Source organism: Streptomyces sp. NBC_01116 (genome assembly GCF_041435495.1).
GTDB lineage: Bacteria > Actinomycetota > Actinomycetes > Streptomycetales > Streptomycetaceae > Streptomyces.
Genome location: NZ_CP108644.1, coordinates 1 through 19712 on the forward strand (window position 1 = coordinate 1; position 19712 = coordinate 19712).

General features: G+C 67.4%; 7 protein-coding genes and 2 pseudogenes. 6 read left to right on the forward strand and 3 right to left on the reverse strand.

Annotation, left to right across the window (positions count from 1 at the left end):
• Positions 1 to 5815: pseudogene (locus OG245_RS00005) on the reverse strand (RHS repeat-associated core domain-containing protein); the annotation flags it as partial.
• Between the two features lie 895 nt (positions 5816 to 6710).
• Between OG245_RS00005 and OG245_RS00010 the strand changes: the two are divergent.
• Positions 6711 to 12874 (forward strand): annotated as a pseudogene (locus OG245_RS00010) (RHS repeat-associated core domain-containing protein).
• Positions 12875 to 13927: 1053 nt separating this feature from the next.
• Here OG245_RS00010 and OG245_RS00015 read toward each other — a convergent pair.
• Both OG245_RS00015 and OG245_RS00020 read right to left on the reverse strand, forming a co-directional pair.
• The gene (locus tag OG245_RS00015; protein ID WP_371627760.1) at positions 13928 to 14689 is read right to left on the reverse strand and encodes a transposase; all 762 of its coding nucleotides are present in this window, start codon (positions 14687 to 14689) and stop codon (positions 13928 to 13930) included.
• 40 nt (positions 14690 to 14729) lie between these two features.
• Positions 14730 to 15095 (reverse strand): DUF4440 domain-containing protein, encoded by a 366-nt coding sequence (locus tag OG245_RS00020; RefSeq protein WP_371621465.1) that lies wholly within the window; start codon positions 15093 to 15095, stop codon positions 14730 to 14732.
• A 174-nt stretch (positions 15096 to 15269) separates the two neighbouring features.
• On the opposite strand from OG245_RS00020, the gene OG245_RS00025 reads away from it, so the two are divergent.
• The 5 genes from OG245_RS00025 (at position 15270) to OG245_RS00045 (ending at position 19710) form a co-directional block, all read left to right on the forward strand.
• Entirely contained in the window at positions 15270 to 15626 is a 357-nt protein-coding gene (locus tag OG245_RS00025; RefSeq protein ID WP_371621466.1) for a hypothetical protein, read from the forward strand.
• A gap of 2 nt (positions 15627 to 15628) precedes the next feature.
• Complete coding sequence (locus OG245_RS00030; protein WP_371621467.1) at positions 15629 to 15958, forward strand: DUF6233 domain-containing protein; 330 nt, start codon at positions 15629 to 15631, stop codon at positions 15956 to 15958.
• 301 nt (positions 15959 to 16259) lie between these two features.
• Positions 16260 to 16697 (forward strand): hypothetical protein, encoded by a 438-nt coding sequence (locus OG245_RS00035; protein WP_371621468.1) that lies wholly within the window; start codon positions 16260 to 16262, stop codon positions 16695 to 16697.
• A 125-nt stretch (positions 16698 to 16822) separates the two neighbouring features.
• Complete coding sequence (locus tag OG245_RS00040) at positions 16823 to 17311, forward strand: hypothetical protein (RefSeq protein ID WP_371621469.1); 489 nt, start codon at positions 16823 to 16825, stop codon at positions 17309 to 17311.
• Positions 17312 to 17598: 287 nt separating this feature from the next.
• On the forward strand, positions 17599 to 19710 hold the full coding sequence (locus OG245_RS00045; protein ID WP_371621470.1) for a helix-turn-helix domain-containing protein: 2112 nt from the start codon (positions 17599 to 17601) through the stop codon (positions 19708 to 19710).
• Positions 19711 to 19712: the final 2 nt, after the last annotated feature.

The following is a 19712-nucleotide window of genomic DNA, read 5'->3' on the forward strand; positions in this document are numbered from 1 at the left end:
CGTCCGAGGTCGTATTTGTTGAGGGGGTCGGCGGTGACGTATTCGTAGGCGTTGGCGTTGCCTCCGTATACGGGGTCGATGCTGAGGAAGCGTCCGGTGGTGGGGTTGTAGAGGCGGACGCCCATGAGTGTGAGGTTGTTGGGTGTTTCGGTGGAGCGTTGTTTGGCGCCGAGCCAGTTGTAGCGGGTGGGGGTTTGGCCGGTGCGGGGGTTTCCGTATTCGTCGCTGTCGAGTGCGACGGGGGGGTTGTTGATGTCCAGCGGGAGTTGCAGGGCGATGTCGCCGTGGATGGTTGTGAGGTGGAGGACGGTGTCGCCGGTTTTGGTGGTGGTGGCGGCGAGGTCTCCGGAGGTGGATTCGATGTTGCGGGTGAGGGTGCCGGTGGTGTCCTCGGTGATCCAGCGGGGGCTGTCGCTGTCGCTGTCGTAGTGGTTGGTCTTGGCTCCGGTCTGGGTCCAGGTGGTGCCGGTGGCGGTTTCGGTCGTCCAGGAGCGGAAGCGCAGTGCGGCGTCGAGCTGCCAGGTCTGGCGTTCGGTGCTGGTGGTGACCTGGTGGGCGAGGTCGTTGGCGTAGTAGCCGACGGTGCTGCCGGGCAGTGCGGTGGTACGGCCGAGGTTGTCGTAGGTGTAGCCGGTGTCGACGAGCCGGTCGGCGCTGTCGTAGGTGTGGGTGGTGGTGGTGCCGCCGGTGGTGGGGCAGGCCTCGGTGGGCTCGCCGGTGGCGGTGGTCAGGCCGGTGCGGTTGGTGCGTTTGTCGAAGGTGTAGGTGCGGCGGGTGCAGGTCTCGCCGGCGGTGTCGTGGACGTTGGTGAGGCGGCCGGCCTTGTCGTACTTGTAGTTCTGGGCGGACCAGCCCTGGTGGCTGGTGACCTGGCCGTGGGCGGACTCGGTGACGGTGTCGGTGTAGAGGCTCGTGCCGTCACTGTCGCGGGTGTAGGCCCGTGAGACAGCGGCTCCGGTCGGGTCCTCGGTGGCGGTCATGGTGTATCCGCCGGGCAGTTTCTCTGTGGCCAGGGATCCGTCGGCGTCGTAGGACGGGACGAAGTCACCGGCGACGGAGTCGCTGATCTTGGTGGTCAGGCCGCGGGGCTCGAGGTTGTGGTTGTAGGTGTAGGTGGTGGTCGAGGGGACCGTGTCGGACAGCTTGACGGGCCGGTCGAGCAGGTCGTACTCGGTCGTGGTCTTACCCCGTCGGCGTCGGTGTAGGTCGCCTGGCGGCCGAGCTTGTCGTAGGTCTTGGTGATGGTGCCCGCGGTCGGGGAGGTGATCTTGGTGATCTGGCCGGTGACCGTGTCGTACTCGTTGGTCGTCTCGGGGACGGCCTGGCCCAGGCCGCCGGTGACGGTGGTCTTCAGCGGGCGGGCGGCCGAGTCGTGGGTTGTGGTGGTCGTGCGGGTGGTGCCGTTGGCGGTGTCGGTGGCCTGGGTGACCTGGCCGAAGTACCCGTACTCGGTCGTCGTGTCGGGGAGATTGGCGGGCTGGCTGCCGCCGCCGGTGATGGCGCCTGCGGGACCGGTCCAGCAGGGCTGGTCGGCCCACTCGGGGCGGCCCTTGCACCATCCGGTGCCGTCCGCTGCCCAGTACTCGGTGATCCGGGTGGCGGCGTCGCTTCCGGTGCTGCCGGGCAGCCCCTGGGAGATGACACGGCCCTGGGCGTCGTAGCCGGTGGAGGTTCCCAGGTTCAGGCCTCCGGCGTCCTGGAGGGACAGCACGGGCAGGCCCTTCACCCAGTCGTACTGCGTCTGGGTGACGCGCTTCTCACCCATGAGGGAGTAGTGGTCCCGCACCCGGGCGCCGGTGATTTCCAGGGTGACCTGGTCCTTGACCGTCGCAGTTCCGTTGGTGGGGCGGCCCTCGTCGTATTCCTTGACCGTCCAGGAACGGGCCGGAACCGAGGTGCCGGCCGGAACGACCGTGGTGGTGCCGTCCTTGAGGTCCTCGGCCAGGTCCACACGGTGCAGCGGCCCGAACTCCTCCAGCTCGCGGGTACCTGTCTCGTTGTAGAGCGAGGTGGTCGACAGCACCTGAGCACGCTCGGACGAGGACTGGGCGATGATGCCCAGGTCGGTGAGGGTCTCCTTGTGCGCGTCGGTGGCGCCGAGCGCGAGTTCCCGGTTCCCGGCCGTCAGCTCACGGACGGTGTTGCCGAACCGGTCGTACTCGGTCGTGGTGATGTTCGCACCCGGGCTGAGGCTGTTGACCTGACGGCCGGAGACGTTCAGGTAGTTCACTGCGGCCCGCGCGTAGTTGCCGGGCGCCAGGTCCTCACCGGAGTTCGAGGTGGGAACGACGTCGGCGGGAAAGACGGCGGTGGCGTCGGTCGGGGCGTCGAACTGCCCCCACGCGGCCACGTTGCCGGCGCCCATCGCCACCGGAGCCTTGGCCCCGGTCAGCGGCACGCCGTAGACGACGGTGCTGACAGCGGTGCCTTCAGTCTGGTCGAGCGTGCCCTGCTTGAGTCCGGCACGTGAGACGTTCAGCAGCATGCCGTCGTTGGGGACCGAACCGCTGCCGGCGTTGCCGTAGTCGAAGGAGTAGGGCAGCTGCCCGTCCGATTCGGTCCATGTCACCCGGTCGCCCCAGTAGGCGTACTGGGTCTGGGCCTGCCGGCCTACCCGCGGGTCCCAGGACTGGCGCAGGGCGCCGGTGGAGTCGTAGCGGTAGCCCGCCACCGCGGTCGCCGTCGCGGCGGCGGCGCCGGGCGCGGTCGCCCACAGCTTGATCTGCTTGACCTGTCCGGTGAAGTCACCGAACTGGGCGTCCGAGCCGGTGCCCGTCGCCGTGGTGGCGGTGGCGTACTCGAACTCCAGCACCCGGCAGCCCTTGGTCGCCGGAGCGGTCTCGCAGGCCGCAGTCGTGACCGCGGAGGTCGGGGCGATGACCCGCTTGGGCCGCGCGAGCTTCTTGCCCGCCACGGTCACCGTCTCAGAGACGATCTTCGTGGTGGAATGCGTCAGCCCGTCCACCAGCGTGCTGGAAACCTGCCACGTCGTCGCGGCCGGATCGGGCTTGGTGAACGTGGTCACCGAGCCTTCGGTGTCCGACAGGGTGAACGTGGTGCCTACCGTGCCCTTGAGCGTCAGGCTTTCCAGCCCCGGCTCCGATACCCAGCCGGTCTTGGCGGCGTTGGCGGTGAAGTGGAGCGCGTCGCCCTCGAGCATCACCACGTCGACCGCGGTGTCGGAGACCCTGCGGACGTGGGAGTACTCGGACTCGCTGAGCTCGGCGACCGTGCCAGCCACCCAGTGCTTGCCGAAGATCGGGGCCTGGCCCTCCTGCTTGGCCGCCTTGTCCGGCACCCGCGAGGACGCCGTACGCGTGACCGACATCTCGAAGGCGGAGGCGTCCGTCTCGGAGAGGGTGTAGTCACCGGTCAGCAGGTTCAGAGAGCCGGGTCCGACCTCGGTCGTGGCCGCACCGTCGGCGTTGCGGTCCACCACCAGGTTCAGGGCGGGAGACGCGCTGGCCGCCGAGTTGGGGCCGGTGAAGTCGGCCTTCAGCTGGATGCTGCCGTCAGGGTTGACGGTGTCGGTGGTGTTCCACACCAGCGGAGCGTTCTTCCCGTTGACCAGCGGAACCGGCCAGGCCGTCAGCGCGGTGCCTCCGGAGGTGACGTCACCTGCGGGGATCTTCACCCACGGGTCGGCCTCCGAGCGGCGCCAGGAGAAGGACACCTGGTTGTATTTGCCCGCTTCGGCCTCGGCCACCAGCGGCAGACGCCGCGCGGTGCGTTCTCCCTCCGAGGGCTGGGAGAACCCGCCCGAACCGGCGTGGAAGATGTACTCGCGGGCCTCGGACTTGTTGTCCGCCTTGTCGGCCGACCGCACCTGCAGGGTGTGGGTGCCGTTACGGGGCGGGGTCACGCTGATCGCCTTCGCCGCGGACGAGCCGCCGGTGACGACCTTCGTCCAGGTCACCCCGTCCAGCGACCACTCCAGCCAGTTGTGATCAGCGGCCGGCGGCGTCACCGTGAACGTGCCCGGCTGGCCCGCGCCCTTGACCCACTGCCCGGAGGGGTAGTCGGTGGAGGTGATCTGCGTCGGCGCCGACGGTGCGGAGGTATCGACCGTGAACGTCTTCCACGCCGACCAGCCGGTGTTGTAGTGCGCCCCGTCGTAGGGGCTGGTGCGGAACTTGTAGGTCTTCCCGTTGACCAGCACGCCGGCGGGGACCGTCACGGACGCGGCCTGGCCCGATGCCACGTACTTCGAGACGATCGGACTGCCGACCTGCGTGTTGGTGACGTTGTCGTAGACCTGGAAGGTCCCGTTGACCTTGTCACCGTTCGCGTCGACGAACGTGTCCCGCAGCGTCGGTGTGAGGGTGTTCACGACGTAGTTGCCGGCGTAGGAGAAGAACGGAGGACCGGCCTCCTGCTTGGTACCCGTGCGCGGCCGGTGGTTGTAGGTCACCGACAGCTTCGGCGGGTTCTTCGCCGCGTTGGCGGAGTTCACCCGCTTCCACTGGGCCGTCACCGTCTCGCTGGTGGCCCGCAGACCCGTGTGCCCGCGGGTCGCCTTGGCACTGGCCCACTCCTGCGCCAGCGCCGTCACATCGGCGTTGATCCAGCCGTCCGTGACCGAGCCGCAGGCAGGGTTGCCCTTTGTCTCAGTGGAGGTGGCCTTCTTCGCCGTCCAGGCCGGCTGCGCGGTCCAGCGCGACGAGGTGGCCGGAGCCCCGGTGGACCACACCTCCCACGGATACGCCTTGCAGTCGGTGTTCGCAGAGTGGAAGTTCCACAGGCTCAGCTTCGCGCTGGAGACCAGCGAGTCCGCGATCGGCGCCGTGTTCCAGGTGATGAAGGAACGGGCCGTCCGGGGTGTCCCGTTCGCGTTCGTCGTGCCCGGGTTGCCGAGGTCGAGCTCGGTATCGGTGGACAGATCGGTCGTCTCACCCTGCTGCACATAGGTGTCGAACAGGTTCCCCAGCGCCGAGGTCGAAGGATCGACCGTGACCGGGTACTGCGTCTTCGGGTCCGCCAGGAACTCGGCGTCTGGCGTGACCACCAGGTCCACACCGCCCGGCGACTTCACGACCTTCATCGCGACGGGAGAACGCCGGGTGTGCTCGCCGGAGGCCTTGTCGACGCTCGCGTCCCACATCACCGGCGCCGGCATCACGGCCGTCTTCTTCGACTTCTTGTCCGTGAAGAGGACGCTGCCGTCCTTCTGCTGCTTGACCTTCAGACCCTTGGTCCTCAGCGGAAGCGTGTAGGAGAAACCCGCGGCAGGCGGGTTCTTCAGCTCGACAAACTGCTCGAACCCGGTACGGGTTGCCTCGACAATCACGTCGGCACCGGGCACCGCGTTGACATACGTGGCACGCGTCCCGTCAAGCTCGGGCGCCGGCAGACCGCCTCGCCACTGCAGCGTGATCTGCCCGTCACCCTCGCCCAGGGTCACCAGGTCAGTAGCGGGCGCCGCCTGAGAAGCCTTCAGCGACGAAGCTCTCTTCCCAGTCTTCCCTGACAGCCGCAGCCCTTCCGGATGAGCATGCGGGGCGACCGACCCGTCGGGCAATGCCTCCAGATCCACATTCACATCGCGCCACTGATCGGAATCATCCCTGAACCGGACAGGGCCAGCCGCGATCTCCGTCGTGAGGGAACCGTCCTTATTCACCCACGTCGTGGAGGAATCGGTCCTCTCCGACAGAGCTTCCACCCGTTTGCCCGACAAGCGGGCAAGGACACGGGCCGACGAAAGATCCCCTGCCTCCGTCGCGTACTTCCGCGATTCCTTGTCCGCAGGCTGGGCACTCTGCCCGGCAGGACCGGCAATCGCCGTCTCCGCCCCCTGCAGCACCGTAACCGCCATGGTCAGCGCGATGGACGTGGCAACCCCACGCTTCCACGCACCAGGCGCAGGCCGGGCAACACGGTGCCAGGCCGTAAACCGTTGATTCATCGAGAGAAACCCCCCAAGAAAAGCTGCCTTTTGGCAGCAAGGGAAACTAACCAACGTCAAAAGATGGCAAAGAGGGCTAACTGACCACAAAGGAGATCTTCACACAACGGTCACGAAAAACTTGTCTGGAAACAGCTCCACTCACAGGGAACTCTGAAACCAGACAACAAGCACGAAACGAACCTCCCCAAGCGGCACCCCCACCTCAACAAAACCCCACGAGGTAGCTCGCAGGATCTGGCCGTGCCGCGCGAAGCGACGCGTCACGCGGAGTCCCCTCCCGCACGCGGCCGGACGCGGATGCCTTGCAAACCGAAGCGTCCCGCCTACAACTGAGGGGCATCAACTTCCTTCACTCGAGTGAAGGAAGTTGATGCCCCTCAGTTGTAGGCGGGACGCTTCGGTTCGCAAGGCATCCGCGTCCTGCCGTGTGCGGGAGGGGACGCGCGTGACGGTCGCGGCTTGAGGCAAGGCCAGAGCCTGCGAGCTACCTCGTGGGGTTTTGTTGAGGTGGGGGTGCCGCTTGGGGAGGTTCGTTTCGTGCTTGTTGTCTGGTTTCAGAGTTCCCTGTGAGTGGAGCTGTTTCCAGACAAGTTTTTCGTGACCGTTGTGTGAAGATCTCCTTTGTGGTCAGTTAGCCCTCTTTGCCATCTTTTGACGTTGGTTAGTTTCCCCTTGCTGCCAAAAGGCAGCTTTTCTTGGGGGGTTTCTCTCGATGAATCAACGGTTTACGGCCTGGCACCGTGTTGCCCGGCCTGCGCCTGGTGCGTGGAAGCGTGGGGTTGCCACGTCCATCGCGCTGACCATGGCGGTTACGGTGCTGCAGGGGGCGGAGACGGCGATTGCCGGTCCTGCCGGGCAGAGTGCCCAGCCTGCGGACAAGGAATCGCGGAAGTACGCGACGGAGGCAGGGGATCTTTCGTCGGCCCGTGTCCTTGCCCGCTTGTCGGGCAAACGGGTGGAAGCTCTGTCGGAGAGGACCGATTCCTCCACGACGTGGGTGAATAAGGACGGTTCCCTCACGACGGAGATCGCGGCTGGCCCTGTCCGGTTCAGGGATGATTCCGATCAGTGGCGCGATGTGAATGTGGATCTGGAGGCATTGCCCGACGGGTCGGTCGCCCCGCATGCTCATCCGGAAGGGCTGCGGCTGTCAGGGAAGACTGGGAAGAGAGCTTCGTCGCTGAAGGCTTCTCAGGCGGCGCCCGCTACTGACCTGGTGACCCTGGGCGAGGGTGACGGGCAGATCACGCTGCAGTGGCGAGGCGGTCTGCCGGCGCCCGAGCTTGACGGGACGCGTGCCACGTATGTCAACGCGGTGCCCGGTGCCGACGTGATTGTCGAGGCAACCCGTACCGGGTTCGAGCAGTTTGTCGAGCTGAAGAACCCGCCTGCCGCGGGTTTCTCCTACACGCTTCCGCTGAGGACCAAGGGTCTGAAGGTCAAGCAGCAGAAGGACGGCAGCGTCCTCTTCACGGACAAGAAGTCGAAGAAGACGGCCGTGATGCCGGCGCCGGTGATGTGGGACGCGAGCGTCGACAAGGCCTCCGGCGAGCACACCCGGCGTTCTCCCGTCGCGATGAAGGTCGTGAAGTCGCCGGGCGGTGTGGACCTGGTGGTCACGCCAGACGCCGAGTTCCTGGCGGACCCGAAGACGCAGTACCCGGTCACGGTCGATCCTTCGACCTCGGCGCTGGGGAACCTGTTCGACACCTATGTGCAGCAGGGTGAGACGACCGATCTGTCCACCGATACCGAGCTCGACCTCGGCAACCCGGGCACGACGAACGCGAACGGGACACCCCGGACGGCCCGTTCCTTCATCACCTGGAACACGGCGCCGATCGCGGACTCGCTGGTCTCCAGCGCGAAGCTGAGCCTGTGGAACTTCCACTCTGCGAACACCGACTGCAAGGCGTATCCGTGGGAGGTGTGGTCCACCGGGGCTCCGGCCACCTCGTCGCGCTGGACCGCGCAGCCGGCCTGGACGGCGAAGAAGGCCACCTCCACTGAGACAAAGGGCAACCCTGCCTGCGGCTCGGTCACGGACGGCTGGATCAACGCCGATGTGACGGCGCTGGCGCAGGAGTGGGCCAGTGCCAAGGCGACCCGCGGGCACACGGGTCTGCGGGCCACCAGCGAGACGGTGACGGCCCAGTGGAAGCGGGTGAACTCCGCCAACGCGGCGAAGAACCCGCCGAAGCTGTCGGTGACCTACAACCACCGGCCGCGCACGGGTACCAAGCAGGAGGCCGGTCCTCCGTTCTTCTCCTACGCCGGCAACTACGTCGTGAACACCCTCACACCGACGCTGCGGGACACGTTCGTCGACGCGAACGGTGACAAGGTCAACGGGACCTTCCAGGTCTACGACAACGTCACCAACACGCAGGTCGGCAGTCCGATCGTCTCGAAGTACGTGGCATCGGGCCAGGCCGCGTCCGTGACGGTCCCCGCCGGCGTGCTGGTCAACGGGAAGACCTACAAGTTCCGCACCAGCCCCTACGACGGGGCGCACTACAACACCGGCTGGTCGGCGTGGAAGACGTTCACGGTCGATACCTCCGCACCGTCGGCGCCGACGCAGATCACCTCCACCGACTACCCCTCCGGGCAGTGGGTCAAGGGCGCGGGCCAGCCGGGCACGTTCACGGTGACGCCGCCGGCCGCTGATCACAACTGGCTGGAGTGGTCGCTGGACGGGGTGACCTGGACGAAGGTCGTCACCGGCGGCTCGTCCGCGGCGAAGGCGATCAGCGTGACCCCGCCCCGTAACGGCACCCACACCCTGCAGGTGCGGTCGGCCGACAAGGCGGACAACAAGTCCGAGGCCCGCGAGTACATCTTCCACGCCGGTTCGGGCGGGTTCTCCCAGCCCTCGGAGGGAGAACGCACCGCGCGGCGTCTGCCGCTGGTGGCCGAGGCCGAAGCGGGCAAATACAACCAGGTGTCCTTCTCCTGGCGCCGCTCGGAGGCCGACCCGTGGGTGAAGATCCCCGCAGGTGACGTCACCTCCGGAGGCACCGCGCTGACGGCCTGGCCGGTTCCGCTGGTCAACGGGAAGAACGCTCCGCTGGTGTGGAACACCACCGACACCGTCAACCCTGACGGCAGCATCCAGCTGAAGGCCGACTTCACCGGCCCCAACTCGGCGGCCAGCGCGTCTCCCGCCCTGAACCTGGTGGTGGACCGCAACGCCGACGGTGCGGCCACGACCGAGGTCGGACCCGGCTCTCTGAACCTGCTGACCGGTGACTACACCCTCTCCGAGACGGACGCCTCCGCCTTCGAGATGTCGGTCACGCGTACGGCGTCCTCGCGGGTGCCGGACAAGGCGGCCAAGCAGGAGGGCCAGGCCCCGATCTTCGGCAAGCACTGGGTGGCTGGCACGGTCGCCGAGCTCAGCGAGTCCGAGTACTCCCACGTCCGCAGGGTCTCCGACACCGCGGTCGACGTGGTGATGCTCGAGGGCGACGCGCTCCACTTCACCGCCAACGCCGCCAAGACCGGCTGGGTATCGGAGCCGGGGCTGGAAAGCCTGACGCTCAAGGGCACGGTAGGCACCACGTTCACCCTGTCGGACACCGAAGGCTCGGTGACCACGTTCACCAAGCCCGATCCGGCCGCGACGACGTGGCAGGTTTCCAGCACGCTGGTGGACGGGCTGACGCATTCCACCACGAAGATCGTCTCTGAGACGGTGACCGTGGCGGGCAAGAAGCTCGCGCGGCCCAAGCGGGTCATCGCCCCGACCTCCGCGGTCACGACTGCGGCCTGCGAGACCGCTCCGGCGACCAAGGGCTGCCGGGTGCTGGAGTTCGAGTACGCCACCGCCACCACGGCGACGGGCACCGGCTCGGACGCCCAGTTCGGTGACTTCACCGGACAGGTCAAGCAGATCAAGCTGTGGGCGACCGCGCCCGGCGCCGCCGCCGCGACGGCGACCGCGGTGGCGGGCTACCGCTACGACTCCACCGGCGCCCTGCGCCAGTCCTGGGACCCGCGGGTAGGCCGGCAGGCCCAGACCCAGTACGCCTACTGGGGCGACCGGGTGACATGGACCGAATCGGACGGGCAGCTGCCCTACTCCTTCGACTACGGCAACGCCGGCAGCGGTTCGGTCCCCAACGACGGCATGCTGCTGAACGTCTCACGTGCCGGACTCAAGCAGGGCACGCTCGACCAGACTGAAGGCACCGCTGTCAGCACCGTCGTCTACGGCGTGCCGCTGACCGGGGCCAAGGCTCCGGTGGCGATGGGCGCCGGCAACGTGGCCGCGTGGGGGCAGTTCGACGCCCCGACCGACGCCACCGCCGTCTTTCCCGCCGACGTCGTTCCCACCTCGAACTCCGGTGAGGACCTGGCGCCCGGCAACTACGCGCGGGCCGCAGTGAACTACCTGAACGTCTCCGGCCGTCAGGTCAACAGCCTCAGCCCGGGTGCGAACATCACCACGACCGAGTACGACCGGTTCGGCAACACCGTCCGTGAGCTGACGGCCGGGAACCGGGAACTCGCGCTCGGCGCCACCGACGCGCACAAGGAGACCCTCACCGACCTGGGCATCATCGCCCAGTCCTCGTCCGAGCGTGCTCAGGTGCTGTCGACCACCTCGCTCTACAACGAGACAGGTACCCGCGAGCTGGAGGAGTTCGGGCCGCTGCACCGTGTGGACCTGGCCGAGGACCTCAAGGACGGCACCACCACGGTCGTTCCGGCCGGCACCTCGGTTCCGGCCCGTTCCTGGACGGTCAAGGAATACGACGAGGGCCGCCCCACCAACGGAACTGCGACGGTCAAGGACCAGGTCACCCTGGAAATCACCGGCGCCCGGGTGCGGGACCACTACTCCCTCATGGGTGAGAAGCGCGTCACCCAGACGCAGTACGACTGGGTGAAGGGCCTGCCCGTGCTGTCCCTCCAGGACGCCGGAGGCCTGAACCTGGGAACCTCCACCGGCTACGACGCCCAGGGCCGTGTCATCTCCCAGGGGCTGCCCGGCAGCACCGGAAGCGACGCCGCCACCCGGATCACCGAGTACTGGGCAGCGGACGGCACCGGATGGTGCAAGGGCCGCCCCGAGTGGGCCGACCAGCCCTGCTGGACCGGTCCCGCAGGCGCCATCACCGGCGGCGGCAGCCAGCCCGCCAATCTCCCCGACACGACGACCGAGTACGGGTACTTCGGCCAGGTCACCCAGGCCACCGACACCGCCAACGGCACCACCCGCACGACCACCACAACCCACGACTCGGCCGCCCGCCCGCTGAAGACCACCGTCACCGGCGGCCTGGGCCAGGCCGTCCCCGAGACGACCAACGAGTACGACACGGTCACCGGCCAGATCACCAAGATCACCTCCCCGACCGCGGGCACCATCACCAAGACCTACGACAAGCTCGGCCGCCAGGCGACCTACACCGACGCCGACGGGGGAAGACCACGACCGAGTACGACCTGCTCGACCGGCCCGTCAAGCTGTCCGACACGGTCCCCTCGACCACCACCTACACCTACAACCACAACCTCGAGCCCCGCGGCCTGACCACCAAGATCAGCGACTCCGTCGCCGGTGACTTCGTCCCGTCCTACGACGCCGACGGATCCCTGGCCACAGAGAAACTGCCCGGCGGATACACCATGACCGCCACCGAGGACCCGACCGGAGCCGCTGTCTCACGGGCCTACACCCGCGACAGTGACGGCACGAGCCTCTACACCGACACCGTCACCGAGTCCGCCCACGGCCAGGTCACCAGCCACCAGGGCTGGTCCGCCCAGAACTACAAGTACGACAAGGCCGGCCGCCTCACCAACGTCCACGACACCGCCGGCGAGACCTGCACCCGCCGCACCTACACCTTCGACAAACGCACCAACCGCACCGGCCTGACCACCGCCACCGGCGAGCCCACCGAGGCCTGCCCCACCACCGGCGGCACCACCACCACCCACACCTACGACAGCGCCGACCGGCTCGTCGACACCGGCTACACCTACGACAACCTCGGCCGTACCACCGCACTGCCCGGCAGCACCGTCGGCTACTACGCCAACGACCTCGCCCACCAGGTCACCACCAGCACCGAACGCCAGACCTGGCAGCTCGACGCCGCACTGCGCTTCCGCTCCTGGACGACCGAAACCGCCACCGGCACCACCTGGACCCAGACCGGAGCCAAGACCAACCACTACGACAGCGACAGCGACAGCCCCCGCTGGATCACCGAGGACACCACCGGCACCCTCACCCGCAACATCGAATCCACCTCCGGAGACCTCGCCGCCACCACCACCAAAACCGGCGACACCGTCCTCCACCTCACAACCATCCACGGCGACATCGCCCTGCAACTCCCGCTGGACATCAACAACCCCCCCGTCGCACTCGACAGCGACGAATACGGAAACCCCCGCACCGGCCAAACCCCCACCCGCTACAACTGGCTCGGCGCCAAACAACGCTCCACCGAAACACCCAACAACCTCACACTCATGGGCGTCCGCCTCTACAACCCCACCACCGGACGCTTCCTCAGCATCGACCCCGTATACGGAGGCAACGCCAACGCCTACGAATACGTCACCGCCGACCCCCTCAACAAATACGACCTCGACGGACGATGGAGCTGGTGGAAGAAGAAGCGCCGGAAGCACGCTAGCTATGACATGTTGCATTCAACGGTAATGTTCGGGGCCTACTTCACCCCTGGAGGGTGGGCTCGGTCAGCCAAGAATGCCTGGAATATCCGGAAGATCAGAAGGTCGTGCGGGGGGAGATGGGGACGGTCTCGCTGTGTGGGTAGCGCTCTTTCTGTAACAGGAATACCCAGCGCCTACTGGCACGGGAGGAATGTCGTTCGCCACGGCCGTAGGTTCGCCTGGAACGGTATGGCCCACATCTACAATCGCGCCACCCCCCGGTGGTACCCGAAATACACCATCCGAAGGTGGCGTGGCCGATTCTGACGGCTCGCATCGGACAATAAACTTCAGCCGAGAGGCCCGTCTTCGCCCTGCCGAGGCAGGGCGAAGACGGGCCTCGCCCGAGAGGGATTACCCCCGTGACACTTGAGTGTAAATGGTGAATTCCAAAAGAGAATCAACGCTCACCTCGCTGCTAGTCGTACTAATTCACGCTTGCGCACTATGGGCAGCCATAACGCAAAGACTGGAAATCTTCTTACTCTTCATCCCCCCCGCAGTCGCTTCACTTGCCGTTCCATTCCTCATACATAAATCAATCACGCTCCGTCGGTCCGGTTTGCGAAAAGATGATCCGGGTCGCGATAATTCATGAGTGATTTGCGCAATAGGCCTACGCCGGCATCACCGTCAGTCCCGAAGCCCGCGCATCAAGAATTTGCCGTGCCCGCCACGGATTTCCTCAAGTAGGCTCGGACGCGCACAACAGGACAAAGGTTGCCAGAAAGCCTCAACCAGCGGCGAAGAGTGGACACTTCGATGCGATCTGAGTGCGCGCTGCGAGATCGTCGGCAGGCACACTTCGCCAAGCAGAGCCGGACGCGATGATTCCGGTCAAAAGTTACTTTAAGGAGTATTCTGTGTCAGATGGGATTGAGTTGTGGCTGCGCAGAACTGGGTTCTGGTGGCTCATATGCTTTGGCGCAGCAGTCTTCTCTGTTGACCACGATGGGTGGCTCCGGCTCTCTGCTGCCACAGTCACGCTCGTAGCTCTGAGCGGGGGACTTCTAGGCACATGGTGGCTGATCCGTAGTCCGGAGCCCTCTGCTGAAGCCCTCGACCGGCTAGATGGCAAGGGTGAGGAAACTGGCCCGATCGGAAAACCTTCGGTCGTGACAGTGGCGGGCGATGGCCTAGCGGCGTCTTCTCCAGGCGAACCAGTTCAGTGCGTGGGTGACGGGATCGTGGTCGGCTCGGGGATGAGGCAGGAGAGTGTCCAGGAGCCGCCGGATCTCCGCCACGGTGAGCGGGACGAGAGCTGATCCGTTTCTGCAGCCCCTTTTACGGCCTCGACGGCGGCCTGGGCGGCGAGTGCGGTCAGAACGGCGTGGGCGAGCATGGCGAGGGTGGTGTGCCGGTACCAGCCGGGGTAGCGGCGGACTTCGTACTCGTCAAGGCCACATTCGTTCTTCGCGGCTTGGAAGCATTCCTTGACCGCCCACCGCCCACCGCCCACCGCCCACCGCCCACCGGCTGCCGGCGCCCCGGGAGAGTTCTTCGGTCTCGATGCCGACGGGCGCGTGAGCGAGGTAGTAGGCGATCTCGGCGGGGTCGGAGAGACTGCGGCGGGCCAGCACCCAGCGGTGATGGGTCGGCAGATCCGGATCGAAGATGATGTTGGCGGGCAGTTTCGCCGCGGCCCAGTGGTAGACGCGTGGGCCCTTCGCCCCGTCGCCACAGGACAGCCGCTGCCGGGCATCGACGGGGGGCTTCGTCGATGAGCTCGTCGATGCGCCAGATCCCGGCCAGGGACTTGATCTGCTGGGACTTGAGCACCGCCACCACGTAACCGAGGCCAAGCTGTTCGAGCAGGCGGCGGAAGTTCCAGTCCTGCCCGTACGCCTCATCCGCGGTCACCCAGGCAGCCGGTAGACCCGCGGCCAGACAGCGGCGCACGATGTCTCTGGCCAGCTCCCCCTTGGTCGCGAAGCCCCGCTCGTCGGGGATCTTCGCCGCCTGGCAGCGGTCACGGTCGGAGGTCCAGGACTTCGGTAGATACAGATCCCGGTCCGCCAGAGCTCGACCCGAACCGGAGTCGGACCAGGCGGTGAAGCAGCCGCTCGCCCGGCGGGTGCGCAGCGCCCAGCCCGCCGCCCCGCTCGGCGGTCGGTGGGGTGCCTCAACCGGTCAGAGTGGCCTGGTGGAAGTACATCCGCCAGCCCGACGCTGTCAGACGCCACAGAGAGCTCCGCCATGCCCTGCGGCCCTGGTTGTCGGCGAGGTACGTCAGATGAACGACACCTGGAGCGAGGGCGGTGCCGGTCATCTCGCTGACCTTGACCGGGGACTCGGGGGACACCGAGTCTCCGCTCGTCACGGTGAGGATCGACTCCACGTCCCACCGGCGCCCGGAAGCCCCGAACTCGATGAACTCCGGATCCAGAAGCTCCAGGACACGGTCCGGGGAGGCGCGCACCTCGGGATCGAGGAGCCGCATCTCCCCGTCGATGGCCGCCTGCATGGCCCGCTCACTCTCATCCGTCATGCGCAAACCCTACGGACGCTGCTTGCGAAGGCACAGTTGATTGATCGCTCGCCGCGACGACGGCACCGCGGTGCCGTCAGAACTCGCGAACGCACTCCGTCGGCCGGGGGAGCGGCGGCCGGATCCCGGTGCGGCTGCTCGCATCCGAAAATCGAACAGACGTACCATTAGGGGGTGTCCAAGAACGAGACCGTCTTCGACTTCCCGAGCGATCTCCTCGATGCCCAGGTCGCTCTTCACCGCGCCCGCCACGCCTCCGAGGAATACGCCCGCACCCTCCCCTGGTCCGCCGAGCCCATGGCCGGGTGGGAAGCCGACAGGCAATTGCACTCCTCCTACCGGTCCGGCAAGCCGGACAGTCCCGGCTACACCGACGACCAGCGGTCCGAGGTGGCCCGTCTGCGTGCGGAGGTGCTGCGGCTGTCCGCCGTAGTGTCCACGCACCCGTTCTGGGAGACGGTCGAGAACGGCAAGGTGGTCGAGGCCAGGATGCGGCTGAAGCACGCCCACGAGTCGGCAGCCGAGGCGTAGTCGTGCCCGACGATGACGCCCCGGAGGGCCGGCCGGCCGAGGGGCCATCGCTGCTGGAGAAGAACAGGGCGTTGGAGGAGTGGCTGCGCTGGCAGCTCGGGCAGGTTCAGAAACGCATCCGGGACCTGGAGGAGCAGGAGCGTGCCGCGCTGCGGTGGAAGATCCAGCAGAAGACGCCGACGTCGCCAGCACTGCTGCACCGCGGGGACTGTGGGCTCTACCAGGCCCGGATCGGTTTCATCGACCGGGACTATGCGCTGGTCGCGGTGACGATGCCGGATATCCAGTCGTGTGAGGCGTGCCGGCCGGGTGCAGGGCTCGGTCAGGAGTAGGAGCGGCTGTTCCGTGGAGATGTTCACGCCGAACGGGCCGTCGGGTGCCGAGGCCGGGGCCGTCGTCGGTCATCCGCGTCACTGGTGCAGTGGGTGGGAGGTGGCCCGGGGCCTCTCAAGAGACCTCTGCCCGTTTCCGGGACACGCGACCGGGTACCGCGCACCGACGACGGTACCGTTCCGTCGTCGGTCGCGGGGACAGAAGTCGGGACATGGGGTCGCCGTGATGGTGGGACACCCGTTCCGGTGACCGCTGGCGAAAGCCCTCTCGGACAGGGGCAGGACCGCCCACCATCAGGCCGTGACCACACTTCCCCGTTCCGATCGTCCCGCCCCGGCCCCCGCGCGTCGGCCTCTGGGAGCCGCCGGCTTCGCCCTTGTTGGTCTGCTCGGTGCGTACAGCCTGTTCTGGGGGGTTGTCTGTTTCCCGTCCCTCAACGCCCTGATCGCCACGCATGATGTGCCTGCCTCGCCGGTCCCCGCGGTCGTGGCGATGCTCGGCCCCGCCCTGTTCTGGGCGTTCATCGGGCTGGGGCTGGGCCTGAGCTGCACAGGCTGGGCGGCGGGGCTCGCTCTGACCGCGTCCCTGATCACGCTGACCTACGCCTCGCTCGCCGCGCAGTCCACCGGACACGGGTTCACCTACTGGTTGTTCCTCACGCTCCTCGTCGTCTGCAGCCTCGCTGCGTTCTGCCTCATCCCGAACGTCCTCGTCCGGATCGCTGTCGGCCGCCGCTGAGGAGGGCGGCCACCGTCGAGGTGGCGCCCGCACACACGGAAATCGGCCTTAAGTAGCACTTTCAGCCGTCTTTCCGTCATGAGGCGGTTTGGGTTGCGGTGCTGCTCAAGGATGACGTGGTGAATATGTCGAAACCCTCTCGCTCACCGCGTACGGCCCTGGCCGTCGCCGCTGTCGCCGGCCTCGCGCTGGCAGGTTGCACCCAGTCCCCGGCCAAGCACGACGACCGGCTCACCAAGGCCGCCGGCATTGCCCGGGTCACGATCGTCTGCTCGAAAGACCTGTGGAACGAGACGAAGCCGGACGGTGTGAACCCCAGCAACGGACCCACGATCACGGTGAAGGCGACGGTGTCCGGGATCTCCACCGGCCCGCGCGCCAACCGGGGGCTTGTGGAGGTGTCGATGACCGGCACGAACCTCGTGGCCTACCTCAAGGAACTGGACGCCAACGCTCACACGTCGAAGTGGAACAACACCCCGGAGAACGCGGCGGCTTCCCGCCGGGTGTACAACGCTATCGCCCCCGCGATCGACCGGATCAAGGCCGCCACGAGTCCGGATGATCCGGAGCCGGAGATCGTCATCGACGACACGATCCCCGAGAAGGTGTAGCCCACGCTCTGCTGACTCCGGAGGGCTGCACCGTGGACTCACGGTCTGGCCGAGGTCAGGGGCACAGAGCCCGAGTCCGTCCGCCTGTGAGCCTCTTGGGGTGTTTCCGCAGGTGAAAGTCCTTCTGGCGAGTCTGTGAGATGTGAGACCGAAGGCCGTCCGGCATCCGCTGGACGGCCTTCCGCGTGTCCACACCTCGCCCGCCAATAAATCAGAACGGGTTAAAAAAAGAGGCTAAAAGCTAGGGTAAACACTGCTAGGGTGAGGGCACGAAAGGAGACCCACCCATGGCATCCGAGGAAGAACTGTTCGCGTCCGTCGACGCGTTGCTGGCGGAGGAGCCGCAGCTGCCGCCCCCGGCGGAGCGCGCCCGGCTGCGTGAGGCCGCCGGGATCACCCAGGCCCGGCTCGCGACCGCCTTGAAATCGACCGTGCAGACGGTGAAGAACTACGAGAACGGCAGGAGCGAGCCCAAGGAGCCGCGGCTGTCGGCGTACCAGCGGCTGCTGAACGGCTGGGCGGCGAAGTACCCCGCCCACGCCGATCCTGCTCAGGTCGCCGCGCCGCAGCCGGTGCCGGAGACGTTCACCGGCTCGGTCGCGTCTGAGGTACCCGAGCCGGAGGCCGTTGCACCGGCCCAGGCACCTGCCGCCCCGGCTGCGCCGGAGCGCCCGGCAGCACGTCCGGCGACGTCGTCGCGCCGCCCGGCCGCGAAGAAGGCCGCGAAGCCCGCGGTGGACCCCCGCTTCCCCAACGGCCCGCTCGCCGTGCTGGACGGCGACGGTTCCGCGTACGGCGTCGACGGCATCATGCTGGACTGCCCGGCGACCACGGTCGTGGAGCTGGTGGAGTGGACGCTGCGCGAGGCCGGCCTCGGTGCGCCGAAGCTGCACCGCAACGGCAAGGACGCCGACCCGCTGATCGTCCTGACCACGGCGGCCGCCGTGAAGCTCGGGCTGCCCGAGCGCCTGGAGGACCGCCGCGGGCTGCGCCTGGAGGAGGACCACCCGGTCGTCAAGCAGATCGTCAAGGCCAAGTGGCAGCTCACCCAACGCGGGTTCGGCCCGTGGGCCCGGATCTACCGCAAGGCCACCGGCGCCCAGCGCCAGTGCGTGCAGCTCGCGATCCTGCCCTGGGACGCCCTCGACACCCGCTCCTGGCCCGGCGTCGCCGACATGGACCCGGCCGCCATCGCCCAGGTCCTCGGCATCTACGCCCAGCGGGTCAGCACCCCGCGCGGCAGTACCGCCGTGTCCGGCCTGGAGCTGATGACCGCGCTGCGCCCGCCGACCCGCCCGGTACGCGACGAGGAGACCGGCAACTGGGTGTCCGGCCACAACCCCGGCAGCCTGGGCACGGAGCCGATGGACCCGGCCCCGCCGGAGGGCCAGATCGAGCACCCGGCCGTCTTCAACATCGGCTGGAAGGGCGGCTTCCTCAAGGAGGAGGCGTACCAGTGGGTGCGGTCGGTGGACACCCTGTCCGATGAGGAGTGCCTGCTCCCGTACGCGGTGGGCCTCGACCTCAACACGGCGTTCCTCGCGGCCGCGGCCCGGCTCAACGTCGGCCTGTCCGCCCCCGACCACTTCGTGGCCCCGAAGTTCAACCCGAAGATTCCCGGGTCCTGGCTGGTCGACCTCTCCCACGTGGAGATCGACGAGCGCCTGCCCTCGCCGTTCACACCGGACGGCGAGCGCCCGTCGGGACCGGCCTGGTACCAGACGCACACCGTCGCCTACGCCCAGGAGCTCGGCTACAACGTGGAGATCCTGGAGGCGTACCTGCGGCGCGAGACCGGGGCGTACCTGGACCCGTGGCACGACCGGCTCAAGGCCGCCTACGTCGACACCCTCGCCGACATGGGCGTCACCAAGGACCTCACCGACGCCCAGTTCCTGGCCGCGATGGAGGAGCACAAGCAGGTCGACCCGGTGCTGACCGCTGTGCTCGCCGCGATCAAGGGCACCATCAAGGGCGGCATCGGGAAGCTGTTCGAGAACCCGCAGGGCAAGGGCCACAAGGACGGCGAGCCGTGGCCGGCCATGATGCGCCCGACCTGGCGCCCCGACATCCGGGCCGCCGTCATCAGCAAGGCGCGGGTCAACATGCACCGCAAGCTGGCGAACATGGCGAAGATGACCGGCATGTACCCGCTGGCCGTGCTGTCGGACTGCGTCGTCTACCCGGCCCCCAGCGCCAGCCCCCTCGACTTCCTCCCCTACGCGGCGTCCGGCAAGCCGCAGCCCGGAGCCTTCCGCCTGGGCCCCACGCCGGGCCTGGCGAAGCTGGAGGGCGTCCAGGAGATGTCCTGGGCGGTCGACCTGATGGAGAAGGGCCTCAACCCGGCCCGCCACATCAAGGGTGACGGCCACGACGCCGTCCTGGACGAAGGGAAGTAAGC